The following is a 20353-nucleotide window of genomic DNA, read 5'->3' on the forward strand; positions in this document are numbered from 1 at the left end:
CGGCTCGACCAAACCCAATCGACGCCGCTTCACGACCCCACACACTGGAGGAAGGTCAACACCGTCGATGAACAGCGCCACCAGCTCAACTGATCGCCTTCCCACTGCAGCAGGAGACGCAGCATTGCAGCGGCTGCGGACTTGGCCGGTAGAGCACCGCGTTGCCGTTGGTCTGTCCGGTGGAGTGGACAGTTCCCTGACCGCGGCACTGTTGGTCGAAGCGGGCTGGGAGGTAGAGGGCCTCACGCTTTGGTTGATGAGTGGTAAGGGCGCCTGTTGCGCTGAAGGCCTTGTGGATGCAGCCGGAATTTGCGAACAGCTCGGCATTCCCCATCACGTGGTGGACACCCGGGACACCTTTCAAAAGGAAATCGTGCAGCGGCTGGTGGACGGCTACCGCGACGGCATCACGCCCTTGCCCTGCTCCCAGTGCAACCGTTCGGTGAAGTTCGGGCCGATGCTCGACTGGGCCGCCGAGGAACGGGGGCTGCCCCGGATTGCCACAGGCCATTACGCCAGGATCCGCCATGGCGGTGACCAAGGCCGGCATCAGTTGTTGCGAGGGCTCGACAGTCGCAAAGACCAGAGCTATTTCCTCTACGACCTGCCCCAGGAGGTGCTGGGACGGATCGTGTTCCCCCTTGGCGAACTCACCAAAGCCGACACCAGACTGGAAGCAGCTCGACACGGCCTGCGCACCGCGGAGAAACCGGAAAGCCAGGATCTCTGCCTTGCGGATCACCATGGCTCCATGCGGGCGTTTCTCGACGCCTATCTGCCTCCACGACAAGGCGAGATCGTGCTGAGTGACGGCACGGTGGTTGGTGAGCATGACGGCATCGAGCACTTCACCATCGGTCAACGCAAGGGGCTGGGGGTGGCCTGGCGGGAACCGCTCCACGTGATCCGGCTCGACCCCGCCATGAATCAGGTGGTGGTGGCGCCCCGGGCGGAGGCGGGGCAACGCAGCTGTGTGGTGGGGGCAATCAATTGGGTCTCCATCGCACCGCTCCAGCAGCCGCTGGAGCTGGAGGTTCAGATGCGCTATCGCAGTGAGCCGGTTGCAGCACAACTCACCCCGATTCCCCACACACCAGAGGATGAAGCGCTCCAGCGGCCTCACCGCTGCCGGCTGCAATTCCTCGATGATCAGTTCTCCATCACACCCGGACAGGCCGCCGTCTTCTACAGAGGAGAAACGGTGTTGGGTGGAGGGCTGATTCAGCGGGACGACCAGGCCCAGACCAACCGCGAATAACCCGTCAGCTGTTGCCTCCGTAGGAGCTCAGCCGCCGCGATAGCGTCGGTTTGCGGCTCCAACAACAGCTGCACGGTTCCATCCGCCGACACCAGGGCCGTCGGCCCGGTGTTTGCAACACTCAACACATCGCGACCGGTTTCGATGGCCCGCAGCTGAGCCAGGGCCAGGAATTGCCGTTGCAACAGCTGGGGGTAAGGATCGAGATTGGCAATCGTCAACAACCACTCCGCCCCCTGTGCCGTCGCCTTGGCCAAAGCCCGTCCATTGCTGATCTCGTAGCAGATCGCCACAGCAATAGGTGATGGCCAGGTATTCGCAAAACGAGAGGCATCTCCCGGCTGGAGCCCCCCCACCGCCGACAACCCCCGGGTGAAGCCTGCCGGCAGCGGTGGCAACCACTCACCGAGCGGCACCAGGCGATGCTTGTCCACGAGGGGCTCTACCCCCGCACGATCGGGCCTTGCCAGCAACACACTGCTTCGCTGCTGCCCCCGAACCCAGCGAAAGCCTCCGCTGATCAACGGCAAGGGCAAACCGTCCTCATCAGGCTGCCAGTGGGACGGCAGGGTTCCCTCCGGCGCTACCAACGCCTCCACCTTCAGAGCCTGAGCCTGTTTCAAGGCCGAGGACAGCGCCGACTGGAAGCGCCGCTGACGCTCCGGGCTGAATTTTTCACGGGTGGGAATCGCCGGCTGCCAGGCACCAAGTCGCAGGGCAGCGAGGGCGGGCGGTGGACTCAAACTGAGTGCCCCCACGGCATGGGCCAGCAGAAGGGAGATTAACCACCCGGCGCAGCGTCGCCCCCGACGGCGCCAGAGCTGCCAGAGCCCCCAACCCCAGAGCAGCTGGAGCGTGGCCAGTCCGCCACTGCCCAGCCAGCGGCCCAGGCCAGCCAGGGGGCGATCCAGGGGCAGCACGCTGCCTCCAACACCGATCCAGAACAACGGAGACCCCTCAAGCAGCAACTCGGCTGCTCCCCAGACCAAAGCCAAAATCAGAACTGCTCCGAATCGCCAAGTCCCGTCCCTCCGGCGGCACAACCGAGCCAACAGCGCCCACAGCAGCAGCAACAGGGCTGCAGCAACTCCGCAGCTCAGCCAGATCACCACAGCCACCGGCAGGCTGAGCCATGCCGGCAGACCCATCCAAGTGAGTGGATGCAAGCCAAGCAGCCAGCGGTGGCTGATCAATACAGCCAAGAGACCCCAAAGCACCGCATCACGCGGTCGTTCCACCAGCGACCACAGCAGGGCCAGAGCAGGAAGCATCGACAAGGGACCGGCAACTCCTGGGGCCAGTCCGGCCAGGAGGCCACCCAGAACAGCTCGCAGCAGTGGCTGGGATCGGAGATCGCCCATGGTCAGCGATGCGCAGCAGCGTCATCCTGATGCCAGGCCGCAACTGAGACGGATGGACTCCGGCAACCCTCTGCAACAACTGCTTCTGCGCGGCCTCGGCACCACGAGCCTGGTGGCCGATCGTCTGCGCGGGGTCACCCAGGACTGGGTCAGTCGCGGCCGGCTGGACCCCAACCAGGCCTCAGCACTTGTGGACGATGTGATGAAGGCGCTTCGGGGGGAAACACCAGAACTGGAGGAGAAGGTTGAGCGAGACATCGGGCGCAACCGCGACAACCTCCTGCAGGACATCGGTGTGGCCAGTCAGAAGGAACTTGATGAACTGCGCGGCCGCATCGACCGGATCGAGCAACAGCTGCGGCAGTTGAATCGTGCCGACTAGGCCAACCGTCCGGGGGCCAGAATCAAGGCCATTCAATGCGGCAGTCATGCGCGACATCCTGATCAGCTCCACGGTCTGCGTGCTCTGCCTGCTGTTGGCCCTGGTCAGTCAGCTGGTGGCCCCCTCCACTGTCAACGCAGCAGCAGCCGACGCAGCAGCTGCCACCAGCACCGCCGCAACCGCCAGCGTTGTCGCCAAGACCACCAGCGCCGTAGTAGCGCGGTCCAGCTTCGAGCTGGATCCGGATGATCCCAACCCAACCTTGTTCGCCATGGCTCCCGACACCAACCAGGCCGATGCCTCCGCCCTCGGCGGCCCCCTCGACGCCCCCGACACCCAGATCACAGCCAGCGGACTGAAGATCACAGAACTGCAGGTCGGCGAAGGAGCGGAAGCCGCCTCCGGCCAGACCGTTGCAGTGCACTACCGGGGAACCCTTGAAAACGGCAAGCAGTTCGACGCCAGCTACGACCGGGGCACCCCGTTCAACTTCCCCCTCGGAGCCGGACGGGTGATCAAAGGTTGGGATGAAGGCGTGGTCGGCATGAAGGTCGGCGGCAAGCGCAAACTGGTGATCCCGCCGGATCTCGCCTACGGCAGCCGCGGTGCTGGCGGCGTCATCCCCCCCAACGCCACCCTGGTGTTCGAAGTCGAGCTGCTCGACGTGAAGTGATGGGCCGCAGTTAGGCTTAACGCAAGCACTTTCGTTCCCAACCGATGCTGCGCTCGGCCCTCACCGCCCTCGTTCGCGCCCTTCCCGCACCTGCGGCGGAAGCCCATTGCGATGGACCCTGCGGCGTATACGACCCAGCTTCTGCCCGTGTTGCGGCTGAAGCCGTCCTCTCCATGACCAAGAAGCTCAAGGCCATGGAGGCTCCAGCTGCAGGTGATGCTGCGGCTCTTGCTGCCTACAACAACACCTCCGGTCGCTACGTGGCCATCAAGGAGGAGGAAGCGCAAAAGACCAAAAAGGAACTGCTGATCCTGTGGACCGACTATTTCAAGCCGGAGCACCTGGCCACCTTCCCCGATCTGCACGACACCTTCTGGAAAGCCGCCAAGCTCTGCAGCGCCTGCAAGGTCAACATTGACCAGGCAAAAGCTGAGGAATTGATGGCTGCCGTCGAGAAAGTTCACGGCATGTTCTGGCAATCCAAGGGCCGCAGCGACGCCTGGGTCACCGCCTCCTGAATCGGAACCACTTGCTCCCTCCTCTTGCAGCAGCAGGTCTTCAGGATCTGTTGCTGTTTTTTTGTGGCCGTCGTCAGCTGTTGAAAGTCCAAGGGGAGTCCATGCTTCCGCACCTGGGCTCCGAAGACCGGATCCTGGTGAACCAGCGGCGCCGTCCCCAACCCGGTGACGTTGTCGTGGCGTGGCATCCCAGCAAACCGGGGGTTCGTCTGGTCAAACGGATGCACGGGATGGATGCCAACGGCATGACCCTCCTGGGTGACAACCCTTCAGCCAGCACCGACAGCCGTCAGCTGGGGCCCATCCCCTTGGCGTTGCTGATTGGTGTGGCGACGTCGTGTCTCAGAAAATCGCAGCCGACGTCTTCTGCAACCAAATGGCACCCGTGACAATCGAGAGGGCACCGGTGCCACCCACCAGCCAGGGAAGCAACCGTGCACCGCTGCGCAGCGTGAGGAAAGACACCACAGCAACCACGGCAACCATCGCGGCAATGGAACCGCAGAGGTACGCCACCAGGTAGCCAAACGCAGCGGCGGGAGGCAGCGCCAAGGCAGGGATCACAGCCAGCAGGTGGCTGGCACCGGCCAGTCCATGCAGCAGCCCCAGTCCAGAAGCGGCATGGGCATGGCGCCTGTGGTTGCCTTGTCCACGCACATGCAGATGCAAGTGCTGGTGCGGTTGGTCACCCTCGTGATGGTGCTCATGGCTGTGCAGCTCAAGACCGAAGGCCGTTCTCACCGCCAGGGCACCCACCACCAGTAGAGCGACGCCCACCAGAAACTCAGCCCAGGAGGACATCGTCTCCACATGGACCAGATCCTTGAGCCCGATTGAGATCACAGCGAGGAGCACCACTCCGGCCGAATGACCGGCTCCCCAGGCGAAGCCTGCACGCAGGGCCGGCAAGGGCTTGCGCAACGAAAAGGGAGCCATCGCCACCAGATGATCAACGCCACCAACGACGTGAACAGCACCGGCAGCGAAACCGGTGAGGATGCTGATCAGCAAGGCACCGCCCCTAAAAGAATCATTCTGCAGGACCGTTCCAGTTCAACCGTGGATCAGGTTGGTCAGGGCCGACTGAACATCCTGCTGACGCATCAGCGCTTCGCCAACCAACACGGCATCGGCGCCAGCGGCCTTGACCCGGTCCAGATCGGAACGGTCGAAGAGGCCTGACTCACTCACCAGCAACGCGCCCTGATCCTGAAGATGGTCGCCGAAGCGTTCCATGAGCTGCTCGGTGGTGGCCAGATCCGTCTCGAAGCTGGTGAGATCACGGTTGTTGATGCCGATCAAGGGGAAGCCGCCAATGCTGAGCACCCAGTCCATTTCAGTGGCGTCATGGACTTCCACCAACACCATGAGGCCCAGAGCCGCTGCGGCCTTGCTTAGATAACGCAGATCCTGATCCGTGAGGATCGCTGCAATCAGCAGCACGGCATCAGCACCGGCCGCGCGTGCCTGGAACAGCTGATAGGGGCTGAGGACGAATTCCTTGCACAGCAAAGGCAGATCCACCGCCTGCCGCACCTCAACCAGCACGTCGAAGCCGCCCTGGAAAAAGGTCTTATCGGTGAGTACAGACAGGCAGCTTGCACCGCCGGCGGCGTAGGCCTTGGCGATGGCGACAGGATCGAAATCCTCCCGGATCACCCCCTTGCTGGGGCTCGCCTTCTTCACTTCAGCGATCACGGCAGGCTGAACAGGTGCCTCGCGCAGTGCAGCGAGGAAGTCCCGTGTCGGCGGCAGATCCTCGATCTGCCGTTTGAGGGTCTGCAACGGCACCCGCTCGCGGGCGGCATCCACTTCACGGTCCTTGGTCCAGACGATCTTTTCGAGAATGTTCTTGGGTTCCTCCTCGTCGTGGGGAACGGCGTACTCCAGATACGCCACGCGCACCTTGGGATTGGGGGGACGACGACGGATCTCCATGGCAATCAGAAATAAGGGCTTACTCAGGCGGTGAGCTGGGAGGCAGCCTGCTTGTAGGCCACTTCCACCACTTCGCTGAGGGTGGGATGGGTGTGCACCTCCGTTGACAACTGCCGCACGCTCTGACGACGTGCCACTGCATTGGCAACCTCCTGAATCAGATCAGCGGCATGCAGTCCGTAGATGTGAGCGCCCAGCACTTCTCCACTGCTCTTGTTGAACAGCAGCTTCATCAGGCCATCGCTTTCCAGCTCCGCCAGTGCCTTGGAATTGGCCTTGAAATAGCTCCGAACGGACCCCAGCTGAAAACCATCCGTTTCGGCGAGCTGCTTGGCCTCTGCCTCCGTGAGTCCCACCGAACTGATCTCCGGATGGGTGAAGGTGGCAGCAGGGATACTGCGGTAATCGATGGTGCGGTTGTGGCCAAGGATGTTGTCCACCGCAACTTTGCCCTGAGCCGCAGCCGTGTGGGCCAGCATCAGCTTTCCGGTGACGTCGCCAACGGCCCAGAGATGCGGCACCGGCTGACCGTTGACCAGAACGCTCATGCTGTCGTCGATGGGCACAAAGCCGCGGTTGGTCTCAATGTTGAGCGACTCCAAGTTCAACCCCTTGCTGCTGGGCACCCGGCCGGTGGCCACCAGCACGGCATCCACCTCAAGGGTTTCCACCAGTTCACGGCTGTTGAAGTCCGAGAGGTCGATCCGCACTGGGCAGCCAGGGGTCACCTTGCTGGCCAGAACGCCTGAACGGGCGTCGATGTCACGGCCATCGATCAGGTGACGTCCAGCGATCTTGGCAATGTCGGGGTCAAAGGTGGGCATGACCCGATCAAGCGCCTCGATCATCGTCACCTCGCAACCAAGGGCGGTGTAAACGTCAGCGAACTCCAGACCGATATAACCGCTGCCGACAATGGCGATCCAGCGCGGCAGCCACTCGAGGTTGATGGCTTCGTCACTGGTGAACACCGTGCGGCCATCCGTTTCGATCCCAGGCGGAACAAACGGGTCAGAGCCTGTCGCCACGATCACATCTTTTGCGCTGAGGACCCGGTCAACACCACTGGGTTCGCGCAGTCCCACCCGCTGGGATCCCTCCAGACGGCCATGCCCCCGCAGGATTGTGACGCCTGCTCTCTCCAGGGTCTTGGTCAGGTTGGTGCGAATCGTCTTCACCAATTGGTTGGCGTGATCAGCGATCTTCTGCCGTTCGAAGCGCACAGGTGCCGCATGGATCCCGAAACTGGCCAGGTGCTGATCGTCGGCCAGTTCCCGCACCTTGCCACTGGCTGCCAATAGCGCCTTGGACGGCACACAGCCGCGATTGACACAAGTGCCGCCCATCTCCCGCGATTCAATGATGGCGGTTTTGAGGCCATGCTCAGCGGCATGTTTGGCGGCATCGAAGCCGCCGTAACCGGCGCCGATGACGATGACGTCGAAGTCGAAACTGGCGTCGCTCACCCGGACTGCTGCGTTGTGGCGGTCATTGTCGCCCGTCGTCGCTCCAGGAGGAGGGGCACAGCTGCCGCCGCCACATTCAGCGACTCCACCCGGGAACTGTGGGGCAAGGTCACGGCGTGGGTGCAGCAGGCCAGCAGCTCAGGGTACAGTCCACCTCCCTCGGTACCCAGCACAAGAGCTGTCGGCAGCCGCCAGTTGAGCTCCCAGTACGGCACTGGAGGGATAGGAACTTGAGAACCCGGAACCAAAGTGGCCACCACCTGCATTCCACCTGCGGCAAGACGTTTCAGTTCGTACGTGAGTTGGCTGATCGCTGTGTCTTCATCAGGGCCAAAGCGGTGGTGTGGCAACTGCAGCAGGGCTCCAGCTGAAGCACGCAGGCTCTTGCTGCCAAGAGGGTCAACTCCCGAGCCTAACCAGACATTCTGAACATCAGCAGCCAGCGCCGTGCGCAACAACGTTCCAAGGTTCCCTGGATCCTGAATCCGGTCGAGCACCAGCAGGAAATGGGCCTCCGTTGGTGGTTCTGGAAGAGCGTTCAACGGGCACAAGCTGGCCACGCCATCGGGAGTGACGGTGCTCAACGCTGCTGTCAGCACCTCATCGGTGACGAGACGACGGGGGATCGCCTGGTTTACGCCCACCAGGAGCTGAGTGTGCCGCTGATACCAGCGCTCTGTCGCAATCAACTCAGCCGGCTGAAGCTTGAGACGCACCAGCTCTTGCAGCAGATGGGTGCCTTCGAGCAGCAGAAGTCCCTCCTCCCCGCGTCCTGCACGGCTGGACAACGAGCGCAACCGCTTGACAAGAGGGTTCCTGCGGCTGCTGATCAATATATCCGACACACCCGGCAAGCTACTGATCAGAAGCTTGTGTGCTTCCGGACCTTGAGTTCTGTTTTCAGCGACAGATCAGAACCGTCGAGGTCGAGACCATTAATGGCTGCGATTTCCCCCTTCAATCCTTCCGCCGCCAGGTTTTCAATCAATTTTTTGATCAACTGGTCTTCGACCGCCGACTGGTCGACCGAATCGGGTGTCAAGCGCTCCAGAAAACGACCGACCTTGGAAGCGACGACCTCAGATGCGTTTGAAATCTTCAGGACGATCATGACTTGTGAGAAGACGATCTCAAGTCAAAGGTAGTGCGGATGGGGAGACTTGAACTCCCACGATGTTGCCACCACTAGTACCTGAAACTAGCGCGTCTACCAATTCCGCCACATCCGCTGGCGTGTCGCCCAAGCGACTAGGTGAACATACGGCATCGTGACCCCGGACACCGAACCCTGATTTGGTGACCGTTGAAACCAGTTTCCCTGCCGGCCGTCTAGACGGTCTCACATCTGGTTGTCAAACTGCGTGCAATCGGGAAGCAGGGCGGGAAATGACGGTGGCGTCCCCAGTGTATCAAGACATTCTCAACCCCTTCCTTTCGATCGTAGGGCGCCGTCGTCTCCAAGGTGTTCTGAAGGTCAGTGGAGCCAAGAATTCAGCCCTGGTGCTGATGACCGCGAGTCTCCTCATAGACGAGGTCGTGGAACTCACAAATGTTCCCAATCTCACCGATATCGCAGGCATGGGCCGGATCCTGTCAGCCCTTGGCGTCCAGGTTGAACACTCCGTTGACAGTGTCTCCCTGAATGCCGGAACTCTGAGCAGCCACGAACCCCCCTATGAACTGGTCAACAGCCTTCGCGCCAGTTTCTTTTGCATCGGCTCACTTCTTGGACGACTGGGGCACGCCAGGGTGCCACTGCCTGGTGGTTGTCGCATCGGCGCTCGTCCCGTTGTCGAGCACATCCGGGGACTCAAAGCGTTGGGGGCGCACGTCAGTGTTGAACACGGCATTGTCACGGCTTGCCTCAAGGGCAGCAGCAAGCGGCTCACGGGTGCATCCATCGTTTTGGATTGTCCAAGCGTGGGGGCCACTGAAACACTGCTAATGGCGGCAGTACTGGCCAGCGGCACCACCACGATTGAAAACGCCGCCCAGGAACCCGAGGTTCAGGATCTGGCCAACCTGCTGATCCAGATGGGTGCGGACATCAGCGGCGCCGGGGGACCGGTGATCAAGGTTCGGGGTGTCGAGCGTCTCCACGGCGTGCGGAACTACCCGGTCATTCCCGACCGGATCGAAGCTGGCACCTTTTTGATCGCCGCAGCGATCACCCGATCACCGCTGCGGGTGGAACCGGTGATTCCTGAGCACCTCAGTGCTGTTCTGCAAAAGCTGCGGGACTGTGGCTGCCAGCTGGAGATCGATCAGACAGGAATCTCCATCACCCCCGGTGACATCCAGGCGGTCGACATCACCACCCAACCGTTCCCTGGCTTCCCGACCGATCTTCAGGCTCCGTTCATGGCGTTGATGGCCACCGCCCAGGGGACCAGCGTGATCAGCGAAAAGATTTATGAGAACAGGCTTCAGCACGTTGCTGAGCTTCAGCGCATGGGGGCCTCCATCCGCGTGGACGGCAGCACCGCCATCGTTGAGGGTGTTGCACAGCTCAGTGCAGCGCCTGTCACGGGCAGTGACCTGAGAGCCGCAGCAGCCATGGTGTTGGCAGGTCTCGCCGCAAATGGCACCACCAAGGTGTCTGGCCTCAAGCATCTCGATCGCGGCTACGACAACGTCGAAGCGAAGCTAAACGCCGTTGGTGCGCAGCTCGAACGGCAGCAGGGCTGAAGTCGGGGGCATCACTACATACAATCCCTAGTACGGGAGCCTGGCGGAATTGGTAGACGCAGCTGACTCAAAATCAGCCGGCCACTGGTCTTGGGGGTTCAAGTCCCCCGGCTCCCATCCAGAGGCGGTGATGAACACCTACAACCGCTTTCCCCTCACCTTGGTGCGGGGAAGTGGTTGCTGGGTCTGGGATGACCAGGGCCGACGTCATCTTGATGCCGTTGCCGGCATCGCCACGGACACCCTTGGCCACAGCGACCGTGCCCTGCGCCGCAGCCTCGGTCGTCAACTCCGCCGTCTCCAGCACGTTTCCAATCTCTACCGGATTCCCGAGCAGGACGCCCTGGCCACCTGGTTGGTGCAGCACAGCTGTGCTGCAAGCGTTTTTTTCTGCAACTCCGGCGCTGAAGCCAATGAAGCAGCCATCAAGCTCGCTCGAAAGCACGGTCATCTGAAGCGCGGCATCGACCGGCCGCGGATCCTCACCGCTTCAGCCAGCTTCCATGGCCGCACCCTGGCAGCTGTGAGCGCCACAGGCCAGCCGCGCTACCACCAGGGCTTCGAACCGATGGTTGAGGGCTTCGATTACTTCCCATACAACGACATCCATGCCTTCGAGTCGTTGCTCGAACGCCATGAAGCCAACGGACCGGCGGTGGCAGCCGTGCTGCTTGAACCTCTGCAGGGTGAAGGGGGGGTTCACCCCGGCGATGCGGGCTTCTTCAAGCGCCTGCGCCACCTCTGCAGCGAGCGCAACATCCTGCTAATCCTTGATGAGGTGCAGGTGGGCATGGGCCGCAGCGGTCGGCTCTGGGGCTACGAACAGCTCGGCATCGAACCGGACGCCTTCACCCTGGCCAAGGGACTGGGGGGCGGCCATGCAATCGGCGCCCTGCTGGTGAACGCCAAAGCGGATGTGTTCGAGCCCGGTGATCACGCCAGCACCTTTGGTGGCAACCCCTTTGCCTGCACCGCTGGACTGACCGTGGCGCAGGAAATTCAGCGCAGGGGATTGCTGCGCAATGTGGAGGAACGAGGGCAGCAGCTGCAGCAGGGACTCCAGGATCTCGTCGCGCGTTACCCCCAGCTGTTGCAAGGAGTGCGCGGCTGGGGCCTGCTTCAGGGCCTGGTGGTGCATCAGGACTGTGGTGTCACAGCTCCACAGCTGGCGAAGGCCGCAATTGAGCAGCGGCTTCTGCTGGTGGCAGCTGGAGCGACTGTGCTGCGGATGGTGCCTCCTCTGGTGATCTCCGCAAAAGAGGTGCGCCAATTGCTCAGGCGACTGGACGCGACCCTCGCTGAGCTGGTCTGATCGCCTCGATGGCGGAACAGCAGCTGTCGGATCTGATCCCGCGCTTTGATCTGCGGGGCATGGACCTGCAGCTCGGGCGGATGCGCCATGCCCTTCAGGCCCTGGGGTCTCCCTGTGGAGACATTCCCGCGATTCAGGTGGCCGGAACCAACGGCAAGGGCTCGATTGCCAGCTTTCTCAGCGCAGCGCTGCAGCAGGCAGGCCTCCGCAGCGGCATCACCACCTCCCCTCACCTGGTGAGCTGGTGTGAGCGGATCGCGATTGATGGCATCCCCATCAGCGAAGGCCATCTCCGCCAGCTCTTGCTGGCCCAGCAAGAGCTCTGCGCGGAGCATCAGCTCACCCCCTTCGAGCAACTGCTCTCCGCAGCCCTGACGCACTTTCACACCGAGGCTGTGGAGCTGTTGGTGCTGGAGGTGGGATTGGGGGGTCGGCTGGATGCCACCACCGCCCATCCCAAGCGACCGGTGATCGCCATGGCCAGCATCGGCCTTGACCACTGTGAACACCTGGGATCCACCCTGATGGCCATCGCCGAGGAGAAGGCCGCTGTGATCACACCAGGAGCACGGGTGATCAGCTCAGACCAACTGGCGCCGGTACGGGCGGTGCTGGAACAGACCTGCAAGGCCAACAACGCCGGTCTGCAGTGGGTTGATCCTCTGCCCAGCGACTGGACTCTGGGGCTGGCGGGAAGCTGGCAGCGCCGCAACGCGGCCGTGGCCCGTGGAGCGCTGCAGGCTCTGCGGCCTCTGGGATGGAACCTGGATGAGACCACGATCCGGGCTGGATTTACCAAGGCCCGTTGGAGCGGCCGCCTGCAGACCGTGACCTGGCAGGGCCATCCGCTTCTTCTCGATGGCGCCCACAACCCACCCGCCGCTCAGCAACTGGCCCTGGAGCGGCAGCGCTGGCAGGGCCATGGGCGGGGTGTGGTGTGGATCCTCGGCATCCAAGCCCACAAGCAGGCGCTGGAGATGCTGCAGCTGCTGCTGCTGCCTCAGGATCAGGCCTGGATCGTGCCGGTCTCCAACCACCGCAGCTGGACGCGTGATGCACTCCTGAAAGCCATGCCGCACTGGAAGGATCAGCTCATTGATGCCGCCAGTCCTGAGGATGCGCTGAAGCGAATCGAAACAACAAGAGGCTGGCCTCAACCGATGCCTGTGCTCGCCGGTTCCCTTTATCTGATCGGGGATCTGCTCGAGCAGGGGTTGGTGCAGGCAGAGTGAAGCCCCTCCGTGCCGTATCGATGCCAACCTTGCTGCTGTCGCTGCTGTTGCCTCTGCTGGTCCTGGTGCTCCCGGCAACGGCCCTCGACACCTCAGCTGGCGTTGGTCTGCAGGACCGGGCGTTGTTTCAGGAGACCGTGGACTACACCCTGACCAACCAGAGCGGTGGCGACTTTCATGATCAGCATCTGGCCAACACCTCCTTTGCCGGTGCCGTCGGCCGTGGAGCGAACTTCAGCGGTGCAGATCTGCAAGGCGCGATCTTCACGCAGGGTGCTTTTGCCGAAGCCAATTTCAGCGGCGCAGATCTCTCCAATGCGCTGATGGATCGAGCTGACTTCGCCGGCACGGATCTGCGCGACGCCGTTCTGACCGGAATCATCGCGTCGGGCAGCAGCTTCAGCGATGCTCAGATCGCGGGAGCTGACTTCAGTGATGCCCTGCTGGACCTTGATGACCAGCGGCGCCTCTGCCGCGACGCCGACGGAGTCAACCCCGTGACGGGTGTAGCGACCCTGGACAGCCTGGGCTGCTGATCGATTCCAGCCAACCCCGCAACTTGCCAATATTCAACAGGCCATCGGGGTCATAGCGATGCTTGGCGGCCACCTGATCACCATCCACCACCCCAAGGCCCCCATCCTCAACGGTGATCACATGGGGGTTGAACAGAACGGCTCCCAGCTCACTGCAATCCCTCATCAATGCGTCCAGTTGCTCAGCGCTGCTCCAGCGGACCAGGGGAAGTGCCGCCAAACGCGCTGCCCCCTGCTGGCGGACCCCTTCCAGGTGCCACAGCAACGCATCGCCCCATCGCTGCTTCAGCTGCTCCATCGCAGGCAGCTCAGGCTCCGGTAGCAACATCTGCAGATAGGTCCAGCCGGCATCCGCGGAGCGCATGTGCAGGGTGGTGTGGTTCCAACTCAACTCGCGCAGGCCTTGCCCCCCCGCCAGATCCTCAGGGCCAAGGTCATGCAGCACGGCACCGGATGCGGCCGCCAGTCGAGCCAGGGTGCTCAGGCCATCCGGAGCAACCAACAACAGCAGCCGGTGGCGGTCCGATTCAGGGCCACTCCAAGCTGGCAGACATTGCAGAACAGATCGCTCCAACAGGGTGGCAAGGAGCAACTCCACCGCAGAACGAGTGCAGCGCTGCAGCAGTGCCACAGCAGCGCCCCAGGTCTCCACGTCGATACTGATCTGGTGCCAGTTGATCGCAGGTGCCGTGGCCAAGTGCAAGCGGGTCAGGATGCCGTTGGTGCCATAGGCGTGGTTCAACGCCTCCGCCTCGGTGGCATCCAGCTGCAGACGTCGTGGTTCCCGTTCCACGGTGATGACCTCGGCACCCAGGAGATGGCCTGGGTCGCGCAGAAAGCCCCAGCGGATTGACCCGATGCCGCCGGAGCCACCAGCCAGAAACCCACCGATGGATGCACTACGCCAGGTGCTGGGCAGCAATCGCAACTGGCGGCCATGGGCCCGCAGATGCTGGTCGAGATCCCGCATCAGGCAACCGGGCTGAACCGTCACCACACCAGTGGATGGGTCCAGGTGCTCCACCTCCCGCAGTGCCCCGCTGAGCATGACGACTCCCCCCTCCAGCGGCACGGATTGGCCGTAGTTGCCGGTGCCTGAGCCCCGCAGGGTCAGGGGGACGCCATGGCGTCCACAGGCCGCTGCCAACCGCTCTACCCCGGCGACGGTCAAGGGCCGGACCACCAGATCCGCCCTGCAGGATTCGAGCTGCGGTTGCAGGATCGGCGAATAGTCGTACGCGTCTTTGGAATAGCGCTGCAGGTCTGCAGCTCCCTGGAGCAACTCCAGGTCGTCCGCAGTTGCGAGCTCCGCTGCCAGGGCTGCCAGGGATTCCGTAGACGCCATCAATCGCGGTGGAACATCAAGGTGCGGTCTAGCGCCTTCCGGGCTTCCACCAACGACCACCGATCAACACCCGCCGCTCCGGTGGGCGGCGCAGCGCCTCCGACCAGCTGTCCGCCTCCAGCACGATCAGATCGGCTGGTGCATCGCAGCCGATCCGTCCATCCCAACCCAGACCCATCACAGCAGAGGCGGCCGTGGTGAAGGGCGAGAGGCCCAGACGTTGCCAGGGGGCCAGCTGGGCCAGGGGGATGCAACTGGCCATCAGGGCCAACGGGTCAAAGTCTCCTGCTGGAAACCAAGGGTCAGCGACGTTGTCGCCACCCAACGCCACCCGAACACCCGCCCGCTGCAGTTGCCGAATCGGGGCAAGCGGCCTGCGCAATGGAGTGGCCTCCGGTGACTGGCCCAGCAACCATCCATTGGTCAACGGCAGCGCCACCACCTGCAGCCGATGCTCCGCCATCCGCTCAGCCAGGCGTCGCAAGCGCTGCGGCGATAACAAAGCAAGACTGCTGGCATGGCTGCAGGTGATCGGCTGACTGCAGGGAACCTGCTCGAGCGCCCTGAGCAGCTGCTGCAGTCCTTGAGCTGGACCATGGTTCGCCTCATCGATGTGAAGGTCGACACCACAGCCGAGCTCCTCCGCCAACGTCAGCAGGGCCTGCAGATCCCGCCGAACGGATGTGCCGCGGCAGGGGGGCACCAAAACACCCCCGAGCAACCCACCACTGGCAGCGACCCGATTGGCCAGTTGTTTCCCCTCCTTGGTGGCCCAGTGACCGATGGGCACCAAGGCCACCAGTTGCAGCTCCATTTGGCCATGCCATTGCGTCTTCAACGCCTGCAGCGCCTCCCAGCTGGCATCTGCGCCGGGCCCCAGGCTGTCGATGTGGCTGCGCATGGCCCGCAGACCGTGGTCACAGGCCCTGGAGATGGCCTGGTCACCCCGGGCTAGCACCGCCTGCAGATCACGGATCCCATGCTCCTTCATGTTGGCCTCAAGGGCACCGTCGTAAGTGCCGCCGAGGTTGGGGTGGGTCGACCAGGTGAAAGCCTTATCGAGGTGAACATGGGGATCCACCAATCGCGGCAACACCAGTGCGTTTAAGCGATCAGCTGGTGTGCTGAGCAGCTCGGGTTCCTGCAGACGCCCATCTACCCAGGACAACCTCACGGGGGTCAGCCCCTCGGCTGTGGCGGCGGGGATGGTCGATCCACGTCGTAGACGCAGCAGGCTTCGCGGCAGCCATGCCTCCAGCTGAGAGGACGCTCCGCTCATTCGAGGCTGCCCGGGTCGCTCACGGTTCGCAGCAGAACAAACTGCCCAGCGACGCCGAGGGTCAGCACTTCAACCTCCGGCAAGGTCAGCCCGGGAAGCAATCGCTGCCCACCGATTTTGTTGGTGAACAGGCTGACGACGCCCAGGTTGAGACGGGATGTGAAGTTGACCGCTAAATCCGCAAGTGCGGCCTGCTGTGATGCCACCAATCCAGGACAGTCGCGGATCCATAGCTGCAGCACCATCGGCAGCCCTTCGCCTTGACACAACTCACTGGAGAGAAAGGCGACCAACTGCTCGCCGGCATGCTCCTCGTAATCCTCCATGGAAGGGTTGGTCAGCACGAGACCCAAACCAACCCCAACCGTGACGAGTGCGGCCATTGCGACCGCGATGGGGCCTTGTCGTTGAAGGACGGAGCGCGGCACCCGGTCAGCTGGAACATGAATTGGTAGATTCTCACTGACGCGGCGGGCGTCGCCAAGTGGTTAAGGCAGCGGCTTGTGGCGCCGCTATTCGGGGGTTCGAATCCCCTCGCTCGCCCTCACCAACATGATTCCAGTGTCTGTGGTAACACACTGGAAACGGCTCTGATCCGAACTTGACCGCATCCGCTTCAACCCTTGTGCCAGCTGCAAACGCGCAGAGCCGCGGCAGCTACTGGATCACCACCTTCGGCTGCCAGATGAACAAGGCGGATTCCGAGCGGATGGCCGGGATCCTCGAGTCGATGGGGTATCGAGCAGCCGACGCCGAACTGGAGGCGGATCTGGTTCTTTACAACACCTGCACGATCCGCGACAACGCCGAGCAGAAGGTTTACAGCTACCTCGGTCGACAGGCCCAGCGCAAACGGCTGGATCCGAATCTCACCCTCATCGTGGCCGGATGTGTGGCCCAGCAGGAAGGCGAATCCCTGCTGCGGCGGGTGCCCGAACTCGACCTGGTGATGGGTCCCCAGCATGCGAATCGGTTGGAAGTGCTGCTCAACCGGGTAGACAGCGGTCAACAGGTGGTTGCAACTGAAGACCACAACATCCTGGAAGACATCACGACTGCACGACGGGACAGCAGCATCTGCGGTTGGGTCAATGTGATTTACGGCTGCAACGAGCGATGCACCTATTGCGTGGTGCCCTCAGTGCGTGGCAAGGAGCAATCACGGCTTCCCGAGGCCATCCGCTTGGAAATGGAAGGCCTTGCCGCTCAGGGTTACAGGGAGATCACCCTGTTGGGACAAAACATCGATGCCTACGGGCGAGATCTCCCGGGGATCACACCGGAGGGGCGCCGGCAACACACGCTGACGGACCTCCTGCATCAGGTCCATGACGTGAGCGGTATCGAGCGCATCCGCTTCGCCACCAGTCATCCGCGCTATTTCACAGAGCGGCTGATCGATGCCTGCGCCGACCTTCCCAAACTCTGCGAGCACTTCCATATCCCCTTCCAAAGCGGCGACAACGACGTCCTGAGGGCCATGGCCCGTGGCTACACCGTTGAGAGCTACCGACGGATCATTGACCGCATCCGTGAGCGCATGCCCGATGCCTCGTTGAGTGCGGACGTGATCGTGGCCTTCCCAGGTGAAACAGACCTCCAGTACCAGCGCACCCTGGATCTGATCGAGGAGATCGGCTTCGACCAGGTGAACACCGCGGCCTACTCGCCGCGGCCCAATACACCCGCTGCAACCTGGGACAACCAATTGCCGGAGGAGGTGAAGGTGATGCGACTCCAGACGATCAATGCCCTGGTGGAACGCTGCGCCCGTGAGCGCAACGCGCGGTATGCGGGCCGCACCGAGGAAGTGCTGGCGGAGGGCATCAATCCCAAGGATCCCAGCCAGCTGATGGGGCGAACACGCACCAACCGACTGACCTTTTTCCAGGCAGCAGGCCCCGATGGTCATCAACACAAGACAGGTGATCTGGTGAACGTCCGCATCGACGAAGTCCGATCGTTCTCGTTAAGCGGAACCCCCCTGCCCTGCGTCGAACAACGCTGATACCTTTGGCGCCTCAGTGCGGGGTTGTTCCAGGCGATGTCATCCAGCCCCACCACGGTCGGTGTTGTCTTCGGCGGCTGCTCCGGTGAGCACGATGTGTCGATCCGCTCCGCACAAACGGTTGCCAAAGGCTTGACCCTTGGCGCCAACCGTGAACGTTATCGGGTGGTCCTCATTTACATCGATCGCGACGGACGTTGGTGGGGCCCAGATCTCGCCGGGAAGGTTCTCAGCAGCGGCTGTCCTCCAGCCGACTCGGATCTCCCCCAACCGCTACCTGCCCCCGGGTTCCGCGGCCTGCCAGCAGGCACCGATGCCGTTGCGGTCTGGTACCCGGTTCTGCATGGACCGAACGGGGAAGACGGCACGGTTCAGGGGCTGTTCGAACTGATGCAGCAGCCCTACGTCGGTGCCGGGGTTCTTGGTTCAGCGGTGAGCATGGACAAACAGGCCATGAAAGCTGCCCTGGCAGGTGCGGGTCTCGCTCAGGTGCCCTACGTCTGCGCACAGGCAGACGAGCTCAGCGATGCGGCCCGCCTGGAAGCACTTCTGAAAAGAATCGAGTCCGGCCTGGGCTATCCCTGCTTCATCAAGCCAGCCAATCTGGGCTCGTCGGTGGGCATCAGCAAAGCCTGGAACCGTGAGGAGCTCATCCAGGGGTTGAGATTGGCCGCAGCTCTTGATCCACGCCTCGTGGTGGAACAGGGGGTGCAAGCCCGAGAACTGGAATGCGCTGTCCTGGGCGGGACAACCCTGCGAGCCTCCGTCGTCGGGGAAGTTCGTTTCGATGCGGATTGGTACGACTACGAGAGCAAATACACCGCTGGCCGCAGCACCACGCTGATTCCAGCTCCTTTGCCCAACGACATCATCGACACGATCCAGAGCCAGTCCATCCAGGCCTGCGCTGCCGTGGGCGTCACCCGAATGGCCAGGGTGGATTTCTTCTACGACGACAGCAGCGGCAGGGTTTGGCTGAATGAGATCAACTCCCTGCCCGGTTTCACCTCCCAGAGCATGTACCCCATGCTTTGGGAGGCCTCTGGCGTAACACTCGAACAGCTCGTGCACGAACTGCTCGAAAGCGCAGGACAATGAATCAACAAATCCTGCTGATCAGGAGTGAGCGATGAGCCAGGGTCTGCTCTGGTTTCCGTTGTTGCTGGCCTTTGTGCTCTTGGCCGCACTGGGCTGGCTTGAACGCCGCCGCCAGTCCCTTTTCCGCACCTGGGCCGAAGGGGCTGAATTGGTCAAACTCGATGGATGCGGTGGCGCCCAGCTCAAGGACGGAATCCTGGTCTGGTGTCGCTTCGAAGCCGGCACGTTCCAGGATCAGGGCGACTTTGACGTTTGCCGACTGGAACTGGTGGAACTGATGGCACTGGCGTCGGGCGATGCTCCACTAACGGTGGAGTCGCAAGGTCCCTGCCGACTGCGGCTGGTGGGAACGGATCTGCAAATGGATGTTCCCTTCTCCGATGCAGATCAGGCCCGTCGCTGGGGTGAGCAACTGATGGCGCGTGCCCGCTGCGATCTTTGAAGTCTGTCTCCCCTCAGCTGGAGCGCCGGCGGGCTCTGCGCCGTCAGAAACGCCAGCAACTTTTGATCAACATCTGGCGCACTTTGGCTCTGCTGAGTCTGAGTACCGTCCTTGGCTGGTCACTGCTGCGCTTCGGCTGGACATTGACGGGATCCGATCAGGTGGTGGTCCGGGGTTCAACCAGCACAAGCCCAGCACTGGTGGCCGAGGTCAGCCAGCTTCGCTTTCCGCAACCACTGCTGGAGATCAACCCCTCGAATCTGGAACGGTCATTGCGTGACAACCTGCCTGTGCAATCTGTCCAGGTGAGTCGACATCTGCTTCCAACTCGCTTGGAGGTCGCCCTGGTGGATCAGACGCCGGTCGCACGAGCGGTTCGCCAGCAACCCAGCGGTCTTGAAGCAGGCTACGTCGATGCCGAAGGTCAGTGGATTCGGATCAATGCGGCAGCACCAGTAGCAGCACCCAGCACAGCCATCACGGTCAAAGGTTGGACATCGGAGCGCCGATCGCTGATTGCGACTGTGCTTCAGCAGCACATCCGCCTCAACGACAAGCTCCAGACCATCACGCTTCATCCGGATGGCGCCGTCAGTCTTCGCCATCAAACCCTTGGACGCATTGATCTTGGAGATGACAACCAGCTGTTGATGCAGCAGGTGGACGCAATCGTTGAGCTGGATCAATCCATGCCACCGCATCTGCTGGCAGGGAATAGAGCGGTGATCGACCTGAGCAATCCGAATCGCCCGGAAATTCAGTTGCCGGTCAAGCCCGCAACCAAGAAAAAGGATGAGTAATGGACGGGAGACAGCGT

General features: G+C 62.4%; 22 protein-coding genes and 3 tRNA genes. 15 read left to right on the forward strand and 10 right to left on the reverse strand.

The features are described from left to right. The first annotated feature begins 67 nt into the window (after nucleotides 1-67). Nucleotides 68-1258, forward strand: a complete 1191-nt coding sequence (mnmA, locus tag SynA1524_RS08055; RefSeq protein ID WP_186496697.1) for a tRNA 2-thiouridine(34) synthase MnmA — start codon at nucleotides 68-70, stop codon at nucleotides 1256-1258. Here the strand turns inward: mnmA and SynA1524_RS08060 are convergent. After that, on the reverse strand, nucleotides 1222-2619 hold the full coding sequence (locus tag SynA1524_RS08060) for an apolipoprotein N-acyltransferase (protein ID WP_186496699.1): 1398 nt from the start codon (nucleotides 2617-2619) through the stop codon (nucleotides 1222-1224). The two genes, mnmA and SynA1524_RS08060, sit on opposite strands and share 37 nt — an antisense overlap. Nucleotides 2620-2671: 52 nt before the next feature. On the opposite strand from SynA1524_RS08060, the gene SynA1524_RS08065 reads away from it, so the two are divergent. Genes SynA1524_RS08065 through sodX form a run of 4 tightly spaced genes read left to right on the forward strand, consistent with a single transcriptional unit; the run spans nucleotide 2672 to nucleotide 4581 of the window. Further along, nucleotides 2672-3001: a phasin family protein gene (locus SynA1524_RS08065; protein WP_186499574.1), complete on the forward strand. Its 330-nt coding sequence runs from the start codon at nucleotides 2672-2674 to the stop codon at nucleotides 2999-3001. Between the two features lie 46 nt (nucleotides 3002-3047). Then, a complete protein-coding gene (locus tag SynA1524_RS08070; RefSeq protein WP_186496701.1) occupies nucleotides 3048-3674 on the forward strand; it encodes an FKBP-type peptidyl-prolyl cis-trans isomerase in 627 nt (208 codons plus the stop codon). A 44-nt stretch (nucleotides 3675-3718) separates the two neighbouring features. Then, on the forward strand, nucleotides 3719-4192 hold the full coding sequence (gene sodN, locus SynA1524_RS08075; protein WP_186496703.1) for a superoxide dismutase, Ni: 474 nt from the start codon (nucleotides 3719-3721) through the stop codon (nucleotides 4190-4192). Nucleotides 4193-4203: 11 nt separating this feature from the next. Further along, on the forward strand, nucleotides 4204-4581 hold the full coding sequence (gene sodX, locus SynA1524_RS08080; RefSeq protein ID WP_286188537.1) for a nickel-type superoxide dismutase maturation protease: 378 nt from the start codon (nucleotides 4204-4206) through the stop codon (nucleotides 4579-4581). Here the strand turns inward: sodX and SynA1524_RS08085 are convergent. From SynA1524_RS08085 to SynA1524_RS08110, 6 genes are all read right to left on the reverse strand, one after another. After that, complete coding sequence (locus tag SynA1524_RS08085; RefSeq protein ID WP_186496705.1) at nucleotides 4535-5203, reverse strand: hydantoin utilization protein A; 669 nt, start codon at nucleotides 5201-5203, stop codon at nucleotides 4535-4537. The two genes, sodX and SynA1524_RS08085, sit on opposite strands and share 47 nt — an antisense overlap. Nucleotides 5204-5245: 42 nt before the next feature. Next, a complete protein-coding gene (gene trpC / locus SynA1524_RS08090) occupies nucleotides 5246-6130 on the reverse strand; it encodes an indole-3-glycerol phosphate synthase TrpC (protein ID WP_186496707.1) in 885 nt (294 codons plus the stop codon). A 23-nt stretch (nucleotides 6131-6153) separates the two neighbouring features. Further along, nucleotides 6154-7596 (reverse strand): dihydrolipoyl dehydrogenase, encoded by a 1443-nt coding sequence (lpdA, locus tag SynA1524_RS08095; protein WP_186496709.1) that lies wholly within the window; start codon nucleotides 7594-7596, stop codon nucleotides 6154-6156. Next, complete coding sequence (locus SynA1524_RS08100; protein ID WP_186496711.1) at nucleotides 7593-8429, reverse strand: TrmH family RNA methyltransferase; 837 nt, start codon at nucleotides 8427-8429, stop codon at nucleotides 7593-7595. The genes lpdA and SynA1524_RS08100 overlap by 4 nt, the downstream gene beginning before the upstream one ends. 29 nt (nucleotides 8430-8458) lie before the next feature. Next, nucleotides 8459-8707, reverse strand: coding sequence for a DUF8653 family protein (locus tag SynA1524_RS08105; protein ID WP_186496713.1), 249 nt, complete (start codon nucleotides 8705-8707; stop codon nucleotides 8459-8461). 34 nt (nucleotides 8708-8741) lie between these two features. After that, nucleotides 8742-8825 (reverse strand) — tRNA-Leu (locus SynA1524_RS08110). Between the two features lie 157 nt (nucleotides 8826-8982). On the opposite strand from SynA1524_RS08110, the gene murA reads away from it, so the two are divergent. The 5 genes from murA (at nucleotide 8983) to SynA1524_RS08135 (ending at nucleotide 13364) form a co-directional block, all read left to right on the forward strand. Further along, the gene (gene murA / locus SynA1524_RS08115; protein WP_186496715.1) at nucleotides 8983-10284 is read left to right on the forward strand and encodes a UDP-N-acetylglucosamine 1-carboxyvinyltransferase; all 1302 of its coding nucleotides are present in this window, start codon (nucleotides 8983-8985) and stop codon (nucleotides 10282-10284) included. Between the two features lie 34 nt (nucleotides 10285-10318). Next, nucleotides 10319-10401 (forward strand) — tRNA-Leu (locus SynA1524_RS08120). A 13-nt stretch (nucleotides 10402-10414) separates the two neighbouring features. Next, nucleotides 10415-11596, forward strand: a complete 1182-nt coding sequence (locus SynA1524_RS08125) for an aspartate aminotransferase family protein (protein WP_186496717.1) — start codon at nucleotides 10415-10417, stop codon at nucleotides 11594-11596. An 8-nt stretch (nucleotides 11597-11604) separates the two neighbouring features. Next, a complete protein-coding gene (locus SynA1524_RS08130) occupies nucleotides 11605-12828 on the forward strand; it encodes a bifunctional folylpolyglutamate synthase/dihydrofolate synthase (RefSeq protein WP_186496719.1) in 1224 nt (407 codons plus the stop codon). A 20-nt stretch (nucleotides 12829-12848) separates the two neighbouring features. Beyond that, nucleotides 12849-13364, forward strand: a complete 516-nt coding sequence (locus tag SynA1524_RS08135) for a pentapeptide repeat-containing protein (protein WP_186496721.1) — start codon at nucleotides 12849-12851, stop codon at nucleotides 13362-13364. On the opposite strand, the gene SynA1524_RS08140 is transcribed toward SynA1524_RS08135, so the two are convergent. The 3 genes from SynA1524_RS08140 to SynA1524_RS08150 are packed head-to-tail and all read right to left on the reverse strand — an operon-like array spanning nucleotide 13318 to nucleotide 16416. Further along, complete coding sequence (locus tag SynA1524_RS08140; protein WP_186496723.1) at nucleotides 13318-14709, reverse strand: FAD-binding oxidoreductase; 1392 nt, start codon at nucleotides 14707-14709, stop codon at nucleotides 13318-13320. The genes SynA1524_RS08135 and SynA1524_RS08140 overlap by 47 nt on opposite strands. 28 nt (nucleotides 14710-14737) lie before the next feature. Then, entirely contained in the window at nucleotides 14738-15988 is a 1251-nt protein-coding gene (locus SynA1524_RS08145; RefSeq protein WP_186496725.1) for an amidohydrolase family protein, read from the reverse strand. Next, nucleotides 15985-16416, reverse strand: a complete 432-nt coding sequence (locus SynA1524_RS08150; protein WP_186496727.1) for a DUF4359 domain-containing protein — start codon at nucleotides 16414-16416, stop codon at nucleotides 15985-15987. The genes SynA1524_RS08145 and SynA1524_RS08150 overlap by 4 nt, the downstream gene beginning before the upstream one ends. A 42-nt stretch (nucleotides 16417-16458) precedes the next feature. On the opposite strand from SynA1524_RS08150, the gene SynA1524_RS08155 reads away from it, so the two are divergent. The 5 genes from SynA1524_RS08155 to SynA1524_RS08175 all read left to right on the forward strand — a co-directional run bounded on the left by SynA1524_RS08155 (nucleotide 16459) and on the right by SynA1524_RS08175 (nucleotide 20336). After that, nucleotides 16459-16531 (forward strand) — tRNA-His (locus tag SynA1524_RS08155). A gap of 58 nt (nucleotides 16532-16589) precedes the next feature. Then, nucleotides 16590-17996, forward strand: coding sequence for a tRNA (N6-isopentenyl adenosine(37)-C2)-methylthiotransferase MiaB (gene miaB / locus SynA1524_RS08160; RefSeq protein ID WP_502707894.1), 1407 nt, complete (start codon nucleotides 16590-16592; stop codon nucleotides 17994-17996). Between the two features lie 36 nt (nucleotides 17997-18032). Then, nucleotides 18033-19094, forward strand: coding sequence for a D-alanine--D-alanine ligase family protein (locus tag SynA1524_RS08165; RefSeq protein ID WP_186496729.1), 1062 nt, complete (start codon nucleotides 18033-18035; stop codon nucleotides 19092-19094). Nucleotides 19095-19125: 31 nt separating this feature from the next. Then, nucleotides 19126-19536, forward strand: coding sequence for a hypothetical protein (locus SynA1524_RS08170; protein ID WP_186496731.1), 411 nt, complete (start codon nucleotides 19126-19128; stop codon nucleotides 19534-19536). After that, complete coding sequence (locus SynA1524_RS08175) at nucleotides 19533-20336, forward strand: cell division protein FtsQ/DivIB (RefSeq protein ID WP_286188538.1); 804 nt, start codon at nucleotides 19533-19535, stop codon at nucleotides 20334-20336. The genes SynA1524_RS08170 and SynA1524_RS08175 overlap by 4 nt, the downstream gene beginning before the upstream one ends. Nucleotides 20337-20353 lie beyond the last annotated feature (17 nt).

Origin of the sequence: Synechococcus sp. A15-24 (genome assembly GCF_014280195.1) — a bacterium.
Taxonomy (GTDB): domain Bacteria; phylum Cyanobacteriota; class Cyanobacteriia; order PCC-6307; family Cyanobiaceae; genus Parasynechococcus.

Bases quoted from the DNA above. Each gene is read 5' to 3' on its own strand.
- SynA1524_RS08065 (WP_186499574.1), top strand. From the start codon at position 2,672: ATGGACTCCGGCAACCCTCTGCAACAACTGCTTCTGCGCGGCCTCGGC.
- SynA1524_RS08130 (WP_186496719.1), top strand. From the start codon at position 11,605: ATGGCGGAACAGCAGCTGTCGGATCTGATCCCGCGCTTTGATCTGCGG.
- SynA1524_RS08125 (WP_186496717.1), top strand. From the start codon at position 10,415: ATGAACACCTACAACCGCTTTCCCCTCACCTTGGTGCGGGGAAGTGGT.
- SynA1524_RS08165 (WP_186496729.1), top strand. From the start codon at position 18,033: ATGTCATCCAGCCCCACCACGGTCGGTGTTGTCTTCGGCGGCTGCTCC.
- SynA1524_RS08060 (WP_186496699.1), bottom strand. From the start codon at position 2,619: ATGGGCGATCTCCGATCCCAGCCACTGCTGCGAGCTGTTCTGGGTGGC.
- SynA1524_RS08170 (WP_186496731.1), top strand. From the start codon at position 19,126: ATGAGCCAGGGTCTGCTCTGGTTTCCGTTGTTGCTGGCCTTTGTGCTC.
- sodN (WP_186496703.1), top strand. From the start codon at position 3,719: ATGCTGCGCTCGGCCCTCACCGCCCTCGTTCGCGCCCTTCCCGCACCT.
- trpC (WP_186496707.1), bottom strand. From the start codon at position 6,130: ATGGAGATCCGTCGTCGTCCCCCCAATCCCAAGGTGCGCGTGGCGTAT.
- SynA1524_RS08145 (WP_186496725.1), bottom strand. From the start codon at position 15,988: ATGAGCGGAGCGTCCTCTCAGCTGGAGGCATGGCTGCCGCGAAGCCTG.
- SynA1524_RS08070 (WP_186496701.1), top strand. From the start codon at position 3,048: ATGCGCGACATCCTGATCAGCTCCACGGTCTGCGTGCTCTGCCTGCTG.
- SynA1524_RS08105 (WP_186496713.1), bottom strand. From the start codon at position 8,707: ATGATCGTCCTGAAGATTTCAAACGCATCTGAGGTCGTCGCTTCCAAG.
- murA (WP_186496715.1), top strand. From the start codon at position 8,983: ATGACGGTGGCGTCCCCAGTGTATCAAGACATTCTCAACCCCTTCCTT.
- SynA1524_RS08140 (WP_186496723.1), bottom strand. From the start codon at position 14,709: ATGGCGTCTACGGAATCCCTGGCAGCCCTGGCAGCGGAGCTCGCAACT.
- mnmA (WP_186496697.1), top strand. From the start codon at position 68: ATGAACAGCGCCACCAGCTCAACTGATCGCCTTCCCACTGCAGCAGGA.
- SynA1524_RS08135 (WP_186496721.1), top strand. From the start codon at position 12,849: ATGCCAACCTTGCTGCTGTCGCTGCTGTTGCCTCTGCTGGTCCTGGTG.